At 60.6% G+C, this 12,592-nt stretch carries 14 protein-coding genes and 5 tRNA genes; 5 read left to right on the top strand and 14 right to left on the bottom strand.

The window, feature by feature from the left end:
- Nucleotides 1-10: 10 nt before the first annotated feature.
- From rplK to FGL65_RS15000, 10 genes are all read right to left on the bottom strand, one after another.
- Complete coding sequence (rplK, locus tag FGL65_RS14955) at nucleotides 11-433, bottom strand: 50S ribosomal protein L11 (RefSeq protein WP_147822073.1); 423 nt, start codon at nucleotides 431-433, stop codon at nucleotides 11-13.
- Nucleotides 434-478: 45 nt separating this feature from the next.
- Nucleotides 479-1,027 (bottom strand): transcription termination/antitermination protein NusG, encoded by a 549-nt coding sequence (gene nusG, locus FGL65_RS14960; protein ID WP_147822074.1) that lies wholly within the window; start codon nucleotides 1,025-1,027, stop codon nucleotides 479-481.
- A 39-nt stretch (nucleotides 1,028-1,066) separates the two neighbouring features.
- Nucleotides 1,067-1,318, bottom strand: coding sequence for a preprotein translocase subunit SecE (gene secE / locus FGL65_RS14965; protein ID WP_147822075.1), 252 nt, complete (start codon nucleotides 1,316-1,318; stop codon nucleotides 1,067-1,069).
- A 28-nt stretch (nucleotides 1,319-1,346) separates the two neighbouring features.
- Nucleotides 1,347-1,423 (bottom strand) — tRNA-Trp (locus tag FGL65_RS14970).
- A gap of 12 nt (nucleotides 1,424-1,435) precedes the next feature.
- On the bottom strand, nucleotides 1,436-1,585 hold the full coding sequence (gene rpmG, locus FGL65_RS14975) for a 50S ribosomal protein L33 (protein WP_147822076.1): 150 nt from the start codon (nucleotides 1,583-1,585) through the stop codon (nucleotides 1,436-1,438).
- A gap of 3 nt (nucleotides 1,586-1,588) precedes the next feature.
- Nucleotides 1,589-2,782: an elongation factor Tu gene (tuf, locus tag FGL65_RS14980; RefSeq protein WP_147822077.1), complete on the bottom strand. Its 1,194-nt coding sequence runs from the start codon at nucleotides 2,780-2,782 to the stop codon at nucleotides 1,589-1,591.
- 51 nt (nucleotides 2,783-2,833) lie between these two features.
- Nucleotides 2,834-2,909: transfer RNA gene (locus FGL65_RS14985), tRNA-Thr, on the bottom strand.
- 51 nt (nucleotides 2,910-2,960) lie between these two features.
- Nucleotides 2,961-3,037 (bottom strand) — tRNA-Gly (locus FGL65_RS14990).
- A gap of 61 nt (nucleotides 3,038-3,098) precedes the next feature.
- Nucleotides 3,099-3,184, bottom strand: a tRNA-Tyr gene (locus tag FGL65_RS14995).
- A gap of 10 nt (nucleotides 3,185-3,194) precedes the next feature.
- A tRNA-Thr gene (locus tag FGL65_RS15000) sits at nucleotides 3,195-3,270 on the bottom strand.
- A gap of 404 nt (nucleotides 3,271-3,674) precedes the next feature.
- Between FGL65_RS15000 and FGL65_RS15005 the strand changes: the two genes are divergently transcribed.
- Entirely contained in the window at nucleotides 3,675-4,688 is a 1,014-nt protein-coding gene (locus FGL65_RS15005) for a tRNA dihydrouridine synthase (protein WP_147822078.1), read from the top strand.
- Nucleotides 4,689-4,741: 53 nt separating this feature from the next.
- Nucleotides 4,742-5,758 (top strand): chemotaxis protein, encoded by a 1,017-nt coding sequence (locus tag FGL65_RS15010; protein WP_147822079.1) that lies wholly within the window; start codon nucleotides 4,742-4,744, stop codon nucleotides 5,756-5,758.
- 99 nt (nucleotides 5,759-5,857) lie between these two features.
- Here the strand turns inward: FGL65_RS15010 and FGL65_RS15015 are convergent, their stop codons facing one another.
- From FGL65_RS15015 to FGL65_RS15030, 4 genes are all read right to left on the bottom strand, one after another.
- Nucleotides 5,858-6,673, bottom strand: a complete 816-nt coding sequence (locus FGL65_RS15015; RefSeq protein WP_250645507.1) for an alpha/beta fold hydrolase — start codon at nucleotides 6,671-6,673, stop codon at nucleotides 5,858-5,860.
- Nucleotides 6,674-6,805: 132 nt separating this feature from the next.
- A complete protein-coding gene (hypE, locus tag FGL65_RS15020; RefSeq protein WP_147822081.1) occupies nucleotides 6,806-7,810 on the bottom strand; it encodes a hydrogenase expression/formation protein HypE in 1,005 nt (334 codons plus the stop codon).
- Nucleotides 7,811-7,812: 2 nt separating this feature from the next.
- Nucleotides 7,813-8,901, bottom strand: a complete 1,089-nt coding sequence (gene hypD / locus FGL65_RS15025; protein ID WP_147822082.1) for a hydrogenase formation protein HypD — start codon at nucleotides 8,899-8,901, stop codon at nucleotides 7,813-7,815.
- A 266-nt stretch (nucleotides 8,902-9,167) separates the two neighbouring features.
- The gene (locus tag FGL65_RS15030) at nucleotides 9,168-9,485 is read right to left on the bottom strand and encodes a TusE/DsrC/DsvC family sulfur relay protein (RefSeq protein WP_147822083.1); all 318 of its coding nucleotides are present in this window, start codon (nucleotides 9,483-9,485) and stop codon (nucleotides 9,168-9,170) included.
- A 281-nt stretch (nucleotides 9,486-9,766) separates the two neighbouring features.
- Here FGL65_RS15030 and FGL65_RS15035 point away from each other — a divergent pair, with 281 nt between their 5' ends.
- From FGL65_RS15035 to FGL65_RS15045, 3 genes are read left to right on the top strand one after another with little or no spacing between them, the layout of a single operon-like run.
- Nucleotides 9,767-10,411 (top strand): HDIG domain-containing metalloprotein, encoded by a 645-nt coding sequence (locus FGL65_RS15035; RefSeq protein ID WP_147822084.1) that lies wholly within the window; start codon nucleotides 9,767-9,769, stop codon nucleotides 10,409-10,411.
- Nucleotides 10,377-11,288 (top strand): D-alanine--D-alanine ligase family protein, encoded by a 912-nt coding sequence (locus tag FGL65_RS15040; protein WP_147822085.1) that lies wholly within the window; start codon nucleotides 10,377-10,379, stop codon nucleotides 11,286-11,288. Before FGL65_RS15035 ends, FGL65_RS15040 begins: the two co-directional genes overlap by 35 nt.
- A 2-nt stretch (nucleotides 11,289-11,290) precedes the next feature.
- Entirely contained in the window at nucleotides 11,291-12,577 is a 1,287-nt protein-coding gene (locus FGL65_RS15045; RefSeq protein ID WP_147822086.1) for a 3-deoxy-D-manno-octulosonic acid transferase, read from the top strand.
- The last annotated feature ends 15 nt before the right edge of the window (nucleotides 12,578-12,592 follow it).

The following is a 12,592-nucleotide window of genomic DNA, read 5'->3' on the forward strand; positions in this document are numbered from 1 at the left end:
GCAGTCCTCACTATTTCACTTCGATGCCCATGCTACGCGCAGTGCCCATGATGGACTGCATAGCGGCATCGATATCATTCGCGTTCAGGTCAGGCATCTTCAGCTCGGCGATTTCACGGACCTGGTCCATGCTCACCTTGCCAACCTTGACTTTGTTGGGCTCACCGGAACCGCCGGACAGCTTGGCTGCCTTGAGCAGCAGCGTGGATGCGGGCGGAGTCTTGGTGATGAAGGAGAAGCTGCGATCCTGGTACACGGTGATGACGACCGGGATGAGCATGCCCTTCTGGTCCTGGGTCTTGGCGTTGAACGCCTTGCAGAATTCCATGATGTTGACGCCGTGCTGACCGAGAGCCGGGCCGACCGGCGGAGAGGGGTTCGCAGAGCCGGCAGGAATTTGCAGCTTGATTTTACCAATTTCTTTTTTGGCCATGATATAATTCCTCGATGAGAAAATTCGCGTTGTGCGCGGAGCGGGCTATCCTTTGTCGACCTGAACGAAATCCAGCTCGACAGGAGTCTGACGCCCGAAGATGGATACGGAGACGCGAAGCTTCCCCTTGTCGTAATTGACTTCTTCCACAACACCGTTGAAGCCGCCAAAAGGACCGTCGATAACACGGACCTCGTCGCCGCGCTCGAAGTTGAACTTCGGACGGGGCTTTTCCTGACGGGCTTCCATCATGCTGAGGATATTTTGCGCTTCGCTGTCCCGCATCGGAGTGGGACGGTTTTTTCCGCCCACAAACCCCGTGACGCGGGGAATGGACTGAATCAGATGCCACGAATCGTCGGTCAGGACCATCTTGATCATGACGTAGCCCGGGTAGAACTTGCGGGTGGAGGTTTTACGCTCCCCCTTGACCAGTTCCACGACCTGCTCGGTCGGCATGACAACTTCCTCGATGAGGCCGTTGTCCTGGCCGGTGCGCATCATTTCCCGGATGGTCTTTTCGACACGCTGCTCAAAGCCGGAATAGGTATGAACAATATACCAGCGGCCCTTTCGCTGCGTCGGTTCACTCATGACGTCTGTAGGATTCACTTCAGTCTAGCCTCAATGGGATTAGGAAAGAATGACCGAGACGAGCTTGCTCAGCCCAAGGTCGACCAAGCCCAAATACAGGGCGATAACCAGGGTGACAACCACGACTGCCACGCAAGTGGAGACGGTTTCCTTCCGGGAAGGCCAGACCACTTTCTTGATCTCGACCTTGGACTCCTCGAAAAAGGTCATGAGCTCACGGAGTTTCCCCATGAGCCCGCCCTGGACTTCGGCTGCCTGAGGCGCCGCTTTATTGCCTTTCTTTCTGGCCATATCTTCTCAGCATCCCAAAAATTTAAAGTGGCAGGGGTGGAGGGATTCGAACCCCCAACCTCCGGTTTTGGAGACCGGCACTCTAGCCGTTAGAGTTACACCCCTGCTTTATCGAAACTACTTGGCTTCTTTATGAAGAGTATGCTTCTTGTCCCAAGGACAATACTTCTTCATTTCGATGCGACCGGTAGTATTCTTCTTATTCTTCTGCGTGGCGTAGTTCTTACGCTTGCACTCGGTGCACTGCAGTTGAATGTTGACGCGCATGTCTTACTCCAGAATTTCGGTGACAACACCGGCGCCCACGGTACGGCCGCCTTCGCGGATAGCGAAGCGAAGACCGGTTTCCATGGCGATGGGAGCGATCATCTGCACCTCGAAGGTTGCATTGTCGCCGGGCATGACCATTTCCACGCCTTCTTCCAGGGTGACGACGCCGGTAACGTCGGTGGTGCGGAAGTAGAACTGCGGACGGTAACCAGAGAAGAACGGGGTGTGACGGCCGCCTTCGTCCTTGGACAGAACGTAAACTTCTGCCTTGAACTTGGTGTGCGGGGTGATGGAACCCGGCTTGGCAGCAACCTGGCCGCGTTCAACTTCGTCACGCTTGATGCCGCGGAGCAGCAGACCAACGTTGTCGCCGGCTTCGCCCTGGTCCAGGATCTTGCGGAACATTTCAACGCCGGTGCAGGTGGTCTTGGCGGTGTCGCGGATACCCACGATTTCGATTTCTTCACCAACGGTGATGCGACCACGTTCAACACGACCGGTAACAACGGTACCGCGGCCGGAGATGGAGAACACGTCTTCGATGGGCATCAGGAACGGCTTGTCGACTTCGCGCTGCGGCTCGGGGATGTAGGAATCCAGAGCGTCAAGCAGGTCGTAGATCGGCTTGGCAGCCGGATCGTCGGCGGAATCGCATTCCAGAGCCTTCAGAGCGGAACCCTGAATGACCGGGCAGTCGTCGCCGGGGAAGTCGTACTTGGAAAGAAGTTCGCGAACTTCGAGCTCAACCAGTTCGAGCAGTTCTTCGTCATCAACCATGTCGCACTTGTTAAGGAAGACGACCATGGCCGGGACGCCGACCTGACGACCGAGCAGGATGTGCTCACGAGTCTGCGGCATGGGACCGTCGGTGGCTGCGCAAACGAGGATAGCGCCGTCCATCTGAGCTGCACCAGTGATCATATTCTTGATGTAGTCAGCGTGGCCGGGGCAGTCGACGTGTGCGTAGTGACGGTTGGCGGTTTCGTACTCGACGTGAGCGGTGGCGATGGTGATACCGCGTTCCTTTTCTTCCGGAGCCTTGTCGATTTCGTCGAATGCGACGTATTCGCCGTGGCCAGCCATGTGGGCCAGCTTGGTGATGGCTGCGGTCAGGGTGGTCTTACCATGGTCGATGTGACCGATGGTACCGACGTTTACGTGCGGCTTACTGCGCTCGAATTTAGCTTTACCCATTGCAATTCCCCCTAGAATTTCTGGTTTTGTTCACTTTCGGTAAAAATACTATGGAGCCCACAAGCAGAATTGAACTGCTGACCTCATCCTTACCAAGGATGCGCTCTACCTACTGAGCTATGTGGGCCCGTATATTAGCTTCGCTTGAGAGGCATGAGGAACGGCGGGACTGTGAGGTTGGAGCGGGAAACGAGACTCGAACTCGCAACCCTCAGCTTGGAAGGCTGATGCTCTAGCCAATTGAGCTATTCCCGCTCACTTTCCTGTAGTCACCAGCAGGCCCTATGTCCTACCTCCTACAGCGCGGCTTTTACTATGGTGGTGGGGGGAGGATTTGAACCTCCGAAGGCGTACGCCGACAGATTTACAGTCTGTTCCCTTTGGCCACTCGGGAACCCCACCATGTCAAATATGGAGCTGGCGATGGGACTTGAACCCGCAACCTGCTGATTACAAATCAGCTGCTCTACCAATTGAGCTACGCCAGCCCGGGGACGAATCCTTTACGTCGAACTGACCTTGATTGCAAGGCTTTTTTGGAACAATTTCTAAGTTTTGTTCCGGCGTCTCTTTCGCCAGAGAACGGAGGTGTTTAAGCGGTAATCGGCCGCGTTGTCAACCCCGAAGTTCCATTTTTTTCCCAAAAGGCCGTTTTTCCTCTCTTGAAAAGCAATAATCCATTTAAAATCAAGCGATTAAGCCCACAACGATTAGCTACTGGTCGTTAGTCTTACATTATATATTTGAAATGTTCAAACGAAACCCGCCTTTTTCCCGTTATATTCCGTGGCTTGCCGCCCTACTCCCGCCGAGAATCACCTTCCGCCCATAGGGCGGCCTGAAACGGATTCCTTTTGACTGTTCGGAAAACACGCTATATGAGCAACCCGTCATGACAACATTCGAAATCACACCGGACAGCCCCTGGCTGGCCCCGCTCGCCGGCTACTCGGACCTGCCCTTCCGCCTCCTGTGCCGCAGCCACGGCGCCGGGGTGACCTGTTCCGAGATGGTCAGCGTCAAGGGCCTGTCCTTCAAGAACTCCGGCACGCGGCGGCTGCTGAACACCTGCCCCGACGACGAGCCCGTGGTAATCCAGATATTCGGTGCCGAGCCGCAGTACTTCCCGGAGACCATGGAAAAGCTCGTGTCCATGGGCTTCCGCAACTTCGACCTCAACTGCGGCTGCGCCGTGCGCAAGGTCATGAAGTCCGGCAGCGGCGTGGCGCTCATGCGCGACGTGGGCCTTCTGGTGCGCATTGCCGGGATCATGGTGGAAAAGGCCGCACAGCATCCCGACGGCGGCCGGGTGGGCGTCAAGTTCCGCCTGGGCCCGGAATACGGGGACGAGACCTATCTGGACCTGGCCCCGCGCCTGGAGGACATCGGCGTGAACTGGGTGACCATGCATCCGCGCTACGGCAAGCAGCTCTTTCGCGGCGACGCCGACTGGAACAAGCTCAGGAAACTCAAGGACACGGTATCCATCCCGGTCATCGCCTCGGGCGACCTGTACACGGCCCGGGACGGGGTGCGCTGCATCGAGGAAACCGGCGTGGACGGCGTCATGTTCGCACGGGGTGCCATGTTCGACCCCACCATCTTCGACCGCTTCCGCGCCCTGCGCGCCGGACGCGAGATGCCGCCCCTGGACGGGACGCTTTTGGCGGAAGTGGTTCGTCAACACATCAAATTCACTAAAGATTATGAGGGAGATGGCCGATCATTCCGTAAGATACGCTCCATCATCCCGCGCTATGCCAAGGGACTGGAGGGCATCCGGGCCCTGCGGGGCAGGCTGAACCAGTGCGCAAGCTGGGAAGATCTTGAAACAGCCGCCTCGGAGATCGAAACCATGAAAAAAGCAGACAGAATTTCTACCCCTGTTGACGACAACTGCCTGTAAAGTTTATCAGGACCTATATTAACAATCCGAGTGATACGGAAAACGGAGAGATCATGGCCCCGAACAAAGACGGAATCCTGCTCGAAGCCGGAACCAACGAGCTTGAAATTGTTGAGTTCTACCTTGAGGAAGTACCCAAGGGAAAAGATAGCAACGGCAATGTCGTCATCGAGGAAACCGAAGACGGCGAAAACGGCCCGAAAAAGAGCAAGAAAGCCTACTACGGCATCAACGTCGCCAAGGTGCTGGAAATCATCCGCATGCCCGAAGTGACGGAAATGCCGGAGGTATCCCACCATTCCGTGCTGGGAGCCTTCAACCTGCGCGACCGCATCATCCCGCTCCTGGACCTTTCCGCATGGCTCAAGAAGAAGCGCGTGGAAAACGAGCCGCCCAAGGTCATCGTCACCGAATTCAACAACGTGACCTCGGCCTTCATGGTTTCGGGCGTGACCCGCATCCACCGCATCAGCTGGGAAGACGTGGAAGCGCCCAACAAGTACGTCTCCGCCCTGTCCAGCGAATCCATCACCGGCGTGGTCAAGTTCAAGGACCGGCTGGTGTTCATCCTGGACCTGGAACGCATCGTGGCCGAGCTTAACCCCAGCCTGCGCCTGAAGCTGGACGAAAACGTGGTCTTCGATTCCAAGGCCCATTACCGGGCCCTGATCGCTGACGACTCCCCGCTCATCCGCGAAATGATCCGCGACCTGCTGCAGCAGGCCGGATTCCAGGTGGAAAAGACCAACAACGGCCGCGAATGCTGGGATCGCCTCAAGGAACTCAAGCAGCACGCCACCGACGAGGGACGCCCCATTTCCGACTACGTGCAGGTCATCATCTCGGATATTGAAATGCCCATGATGGACGGCCACAACCTGACCAAGCGCATCAAGGACGACCCCATGCTGCACGACCTGCCGGTCATCCTGTTCTCGTCCATCATCACGGACAAGCTGCGCCACAAGGGCGAATCCGTGGGGGCCGACGACCAGTGTTCCAAACCGGAGATCACCCAGTTGGCCATCCGCGCCGCCAATCTCATCGAAGGCCGCAGCAAAGGCGAATAGCCGAGGGCAACCTCTTCCTGAATTTATGCAAAACCCCGCAGGGCAAGCCCTGCGGGGTTTTGTTTTGCCTGCATGGCCCCAAAATCCTCCGAAGGCATCCTACTGTTCTTTCGTCTCCAGGAAAAACCGCACCGTGTCGGCCAGCCGCTCCGGTTCCTGATACATGAGCCAGTGCCCGCCCTGCCGGAACCGGACCATCCATGCGCCGGGCAGGTTCGCGGCCATGCGCAGCCCCAATGACGGAGGCGTCACCCAGTCCTCGTCGCCCACCACAAGCAGGACGTCCTTGCACAAGAAGGAAAGCCTGTCCTTGGTGCCCGGCCACTGCTCCATGGCCCGCTTCTGTGCGGCGACCACGTCAGGATCCGCAGCCCGTTCCGGGACCGGAAGCCGGGCAAAGACGCCGGGATGGCTTTCGACCCAGGCCCCGGGGAACAACAGACCCGCGAAATCCTCGGGACTGCAGGTCATCATCCGGTCCACGGCGGACCGAACCGTTGCGGCATAGGAAGGAGTCGGGCCGTAGAGGACGAGCTTGCCCACCTTGTCCGGCTCGCGCAGCGCCATCTCCTGGGCGATCATGCCGCCCATGGACCACCCCAGCACATGCGCCCCCCGGGCATCCAGCGCATCCAGAACCGCCAGGGCGTCCCGGGCCATGAGCTCCATGCTCAGCGATCCGGACCACGGGCCGGACTGGCCCATGCCGCGATTGTCGAACAAAATCACGCGATAGCGCCGGGACAAGCGGTCCACCAGCACCGGATCCCAGACGTCCATGGTCCCGGCATAGCCCATGACCAGCAGCAGCGGTTGCCCGGCCCCGAGTTCCCTATAGGCGATCCTCGCGCCGTCGACCTCCACCCGCCGCACCGGAACGGTGCGCAGCATGTCGGGAGCAGGAACGGTACGCACGCACCCGCCGAGTAACACCAGCGCCAACAACAATCGGAAAAACAGCGGCCTGACCATAGAAGCCCTCCCCGAACGAAAAAGGCCGCCCGAAACAGGCGGCCTTATGTGTCTTCAATCCGTCATGAAACCCCGTTAGCAGATTCTCGGCAACTGCTCGCCTTCGAGCATGTTCAGCAGCCGCTTGCCGCCGAGCCGGGTGATGAGTACCACCTTTCCGGGGTTGGCGTCGGTCACGGTGCCGATACGGCAGGCGTCCCGGCCCAGCTCGTCGCCGCGCATGATCTCCAGGGCCTTTTCCGCATGGGCCTCGGGCAGGATGCACAGGAACTTGCCCTCGTTGGCCAGGTACAGGGGATCGAGGCCCAGGAACGAACAGCCGCCGCTCACCTCGGGCCGCACAGGAATGGCGCCCTCCTCCAGCTCGCAACAGACATTGGAGGAACCCGCGATCTCGTTCATGGTGGTGGCCAGGCCGCCCCGGGTGGGGTCGCGCAGCACGTGGACCTCGGGCAGCTCCCGCACCAACTTGACCAGCAGGTGGTTGAGCCCGGCCGAATCCGACTGCACGCCCGCCTCGAACTCCAGGCCCTCGCGGGTGCCCAGAATGGTCAGCCCGTGGTCGCCCATGGTGCCGCTGATCAGGATGGCGTCGCCCGGTTTGGCGCTCTCGCCGCTAGGGGCCGGGTCCACGACGATCTCGCCGATGCCCGTGGTGTTGATGAAGATGCGGTCCACCGCGCCCTTGGGCACGACCTTGGTGTCGCCGGTGACGATATCCACTCCGGCCTTGCGGGCGGCCTCGCCCATGGAGACCACTATCTTTTCCAGGTCGGCCATGGGCAGGCCTTCCTCGATGATGTAGCCGCAGGTCATGTAGCGCGGAACGGCCCCCATCATGGCCACGTCATTGACCGTGCCGTGCACGGCCAGGGAGCCGATGTTGCCGCCGGGGAAGAAGATGGGATCCACGGTAAAGGAGTCCGTGCTCACGGCGATGCGCCCGCTGACCAGGAGCTCGGCGGCGTCGTTGAGCCGGTTCAGTTCGCTGTTGCTGAAGTTTTCCAGGAAAAGCCTGGAGATGAGGCGCTGGGAGGCCCTCCCCCCGCTGCCGTAGTCGAGAAGAACTTTATCGCTCATGGCTAGTCAACCTTGTATTTGTAGTAGGCGGCGCAGCTGCCCTCGGTGGAAACCATGCACGGCCCCACCGGGTTGGCCGGGGTGCAGGCCTTTTTGAACAGGGGACATTGGTCAGGGCTGAGAATGCCCTTGAGAACCTGGCCACATTTGCAGCCCGGCAAAGGCGGCACTTCGGTGATCTCGATGCCGAACACTCGCTTGGCGTCCATGTCGGCCCATTCCTCGCGGATGTCCAGGCCGCTGCCCGGGATCAGGCCGATGCCGCGCCACAGGGCGTCCGCGGGCTCGAACACGTCATAAAGCACCTGGCGGGCCTTGGCGTTGCCCTTGTCGGCCACCGCGCGGGTGTAGTTGTTGGTCACGTGGGCCTCGCCCCGGTTCCGCCATTGGACCATGTCCAGCAGGGACTGGAGAATGTCCACGGGCTCGAACCCGGTGATGATGGCGCTGCGGCCGTAGTCCGTGGCAATGTACTTGTAGGGATCCAGGCCGATGACCGTGGACACGTGCCCCGGAAGAATGAAGCCGTCGATGCGCGTGGCCGTGTCGTCCATGAGCGCTGCCAGGGCGCTGGGCACGGTCTTGTGGAACGGCAGCACCAGGAAATTGGAAAGCCCCTGGTTGCGGGCCATGGTCATGGTGGCCGCAATGGTGGGGGCCGTGGTCTCGAACCCCACGCCCAGGAAAACCACCTTGCTGTCCGGATTTTCCCTGGCGATTTTCAGGGCGTCGAACGGGGAATAAATGACGCTGACCCGCGCGCCGTCCGCCTGGGCGGCCTTGAGGTTGCGCCCGCCGTGGCCGGGGACGCGCATGAGGTCCCCGAAGGTAGCCACGATCACGTCGTCGCGCTCGGCCAGGTCCAGGAAGGCGTTGACCTCGGATTCATGGGTCACGCAGACGGGACAGCCCGGGCCGCTCAGGTGCACGATGCCTTCGGGCAGCAGGGAACGCAGCCCGCTCTGGAAAATGGCCACGGTATGCGTACCGCAGACCTCCATGAAACGCAGTTCCCCTTCCAGTTCTTTTTCCAGCTTCCCGAGCAGGGCCTTGCACAGCTCGGGGTCACGAAATCTATCCAGAAGTTTCAAGCTCAACTCCCCACCTCTCACAGCTTAGGGTTCCGGACGCATTGCGGACATGCCCCGTTCTGGACCAGGCACAAAAAAGACAACCCTGCCGGACAGTTGTGCCGGGCAGGACAGGTTTGAAACGTCATTGGGGCCCGAAAGGGATTTGCAACAGCATGTCAGGGAGTAGTCATATACGGAAGCGGCCTCTGACGCAAATGGGAAAGCCAATAAAAAAGGGACGAAAGCCGAAGCTTTCGTCCCCATTGTTTCCACGTTTCTGCGAATTAGACGCAGCCGGTGGGCTTGGGCAGGCCGGCCATTTTGCAGGCTCCCTTGCCGGGTCCGGACGGGAACAGTTCGTAGATCTGCTTCAGCTTGAAGCCGGTGACCTTGGAAAGAATGCGGACCATCGGAGCGATGCCGTTCTTCTTGTAGTAGTCCTGCAGGAAGTCGATGACTTTCTGGTGGTCGTCGGTCAGGTCCTTGATGCCTTCGGATTCCTTCACGTAGTCGACCCACTCGGGAGCCCAGCTGTCAAACTGGAGCAGGAAACCGTCTTCATCAACTTCAAACTGTTTGCCCTGGAATTCTACAACTGCCATTGTAATGCCTCCTCAATTTAGCTACTAATGATTCCGGCACGTTGCGCCGGCAACTTCACATAGTACATCTATGAAGTTCGATTACACCGTTTAATTGGTGAACGGGAAAAATACAAGTAGAAAATAAATTTAAAACCATCCCTTGCCCGCAAACGCGCCGGACGGAATCGGCCCCGTCCCCGCTTTATTTTTACACCACGAGATGGTAATGAATCGGAATATGTCGCACACCGGCCCGCGTCCAAGGACCGGCAAACCGTTTCAACAGGTTCCGCATTGGAATGACCCAGCCCACGCTTGACCACGAGACCGTCAGGAAACCCTTCCTGCCCAAGGTTCCGGCGCCGCCCGGCGCCCGCATCGACCCGGCCTGGCATATCCCCGGCGACGAGGAATGCTTTTCCCTCTGGGACAAGTTCGAGATGTTCGAGAACGTGCGCCGGCACAGCATGACCGTGGCCGAGGTGGCCACCTGCGTCGCCCAGCGCGGCCTGGAGCACGGGTACGACGTCAACGTGAGGCTGATTCGCGCCTCGGCCCTGCTCCACGATCTGGCCAAGACCTATTCCATCAAGTTCGGCGGCAACCACAGCCAGCTGGGCGGGGCCTGGGTCCAGGACCTGACCGGTAACCCGGTGCTGGCCTCCGGCGTCACCCATCACGTCTACTGGCCCTTCGACATCGACCTGAACAAGTACTTTCACCAGTTGGCGGTGCTCTACGCGGACAAGCGCGTGCAGCACGACATAGTGGTGGGCGTGGAGCCGAGGTTCGACGACCTCATCAAGCGCTACGGCACCACCGACCTCATCGCCAGCCGGATCCGGATAACCAAAACACAGGCCATCGAGGTGGAACGCACCTTCGACGAGGCCCTCGGGATCACACTCAATGAATGTTCTTTTGATAGCGGGCGGATGGAGTAGCGAACGTGAAGTCTCCCTGAACGGTGCGGCCATCATCCGCGCCGCCCTGGAACGTCTCGGCCACTCTGTCCGCATGTTCGACCCTGCCCCGGAATTCGATTCCCTGATCGCCGAAGCCAAGAAGGCGGACTTCGCCTTCATCAACATGCACGGCTCCCCCGGCGAGGACGGCCTGGTGCAGGCCATGCTGGAATGCGCGGGCTGCCCCTACCAGGGCCCGGGCCCGGCCCCGTCCTTCCTGGCCCTGAACAAGGCGGCCAGCAAGCAGGTCTTCCGCGAGCGCGGCATCCCCACGCCCGACTGGAGGCTGCTGACCAGCCGTCCCGAGTCCGGCTTCGACCTGGGCCTGGACCTGCCGGTCTTCGCCAAGCCCAATACGGGCGGTTCCAGCGTACACATGGGCATCTGCCGGGACCAAGCCTCCCTGGAGCGGCAGCTGAACATCATCTTCGACGGCTGCGACCTGGCCCTGGTGGAGAGTCTGGTGCCGGGCACGGAGCTCACCTGCGGCATGCTGGGCGGCAAGGCCCTGCCCCTGATCATGATCCGCCCCAAGGGCAGCGCGGAATTCTTCGACTACGAGAACAAGTACGCGGCCGACGGCGCCGAGGAGATCTGTCCGGCGCCGGTGGACGACGCCGTGCGCGACCTGATCCACAAGTACACGCTCGAGGCCAACGAGGCCCTGGGCCTCACCGGCTACAGCCGGGCCGACTTCATGCTGGACGAAAACGGCACGCCCTGGCTGCTGGAGGTCAACACCCTGCCGGGCATGACCGCCACCAGCCTGCTGCCCCAGGCCGCGGCCGAATCCGGCCTGCCCTTTGACGAGCTCATCGCCGAGCTCATCCGTCTGGGCATGGAGCAACGCGGCTAGTCATGGGCGCTTTCCTGAACACGGCCTTCAAGGTCTATGATCTTGCCTGGCGCGCTGCGGCTCCCCTGCTGGAGAACAACAAGCGCCTCAGGCAGGGGCTGGAGCAGCGCACCCTGGAAGGCGGCCTACCCGCCCGGGCGGACCTCTGGATACAGGGCGCCAGCGGCGGGGAATGCTACCTGACCTGGGAGGTGCTCCGACACCTGGAAAACCCGTTCCCGGACCGCCCCTGCAACGTGCTGGCCACCACCAACACCAAGCAGGGCATGGAAATCCTGGAGCGGGCCGCCGAGGACATCAACTCGTCCAGGCGCGGCATCACCCTGCAGGCGCACTATTTCCCGTTCGACGCCCCCCGGATCATGCGCAAGGCCCTGGCCCACGTGGCCCCCAGGGCGGCGCTCATCCTGGAAACCGAGATCTGGCCGGGCTTTTTACGCGCCTGCAAGGAACAGGGAACCAGGATCGTGCTGGCCAACGGCCGCATGAATCCCCGCAGCCTGGCCGGATACCTGGCCGCCAAGGGGTTGTTCCGCGAACTGGCCCCGGACCTGGTGCTGGCCCTTTCCGAAAGGGACGCCCTGCGCTTCGGTACCCTGTTCGGCCATGACCGCGTCCAAACCATGCCCAACATCAAGTTCGACCGCATGAACTCCTCGTCGGCCTTGGCCCGCAAGGACAATCCCCTGAAGGACATGCTTGCGCCCGGAACCGACTTCGTGGTCCTGGGCTCGGTGCGCAGGGAGGAGGAGCGCGAGGTCCAGCAACTGGTCGCGGACCTGCACCGCACATCCCCCAAGACGGTCATAGGCCTGTTCCCCCGGCACATGGAACGCATCGAGCGCTGGAAGGAGCTGCTGGACCTGGCGGGCCTGCCCTGGGTCCTGCGCAGCGAGCAGAACGACGCGGTAAAGCCGGGCACCACCGTGCTCTGGGACGCCTTCGGGGAAATGATTCCGGCCTATGCCCTTGCCAGCACCGCCTTCGTGGGCGGCAGCCTTGCCCCCCTGGGCGGCCAGAACTTCCTGGAGCCGCTCACCTGCGGCGTTGTTCCGGTGGTGGGTCCGAGCTGGCACAACTTTTCCTGGGTGGGCGGGGAGATCTTCGATTCCGGCCTGGCCCTCATGGGCAACGGACGCGAGGAAGTGCTCGCCCTGCTCCTGGGCCAGCTGGCGGAGCCCCCGGCGCGCAAGGCCGTCCTCTCCAAGGTCCGCGCCTATATCAAGCAGCGGCGGGGCGGCGCGAAAACCGTCTGCAAACATATTGCCCATTTGCTCATAAACGATTAAAGAGCCAGCACGGTA

Source organism: Salidesulfovibrio onnuriiensis, from assembly GCF_008001235.1.
In the GTDB taxonomy this organism is placed as follows: domain Bacteria; phylum Desulfobacterota; class Desulfovibrionia; order Desulfovibrionales; family Desulfovibrionaceae; genus Pseudodesulfovibrio; species Pseudodesulfovibrio onnuriiensis.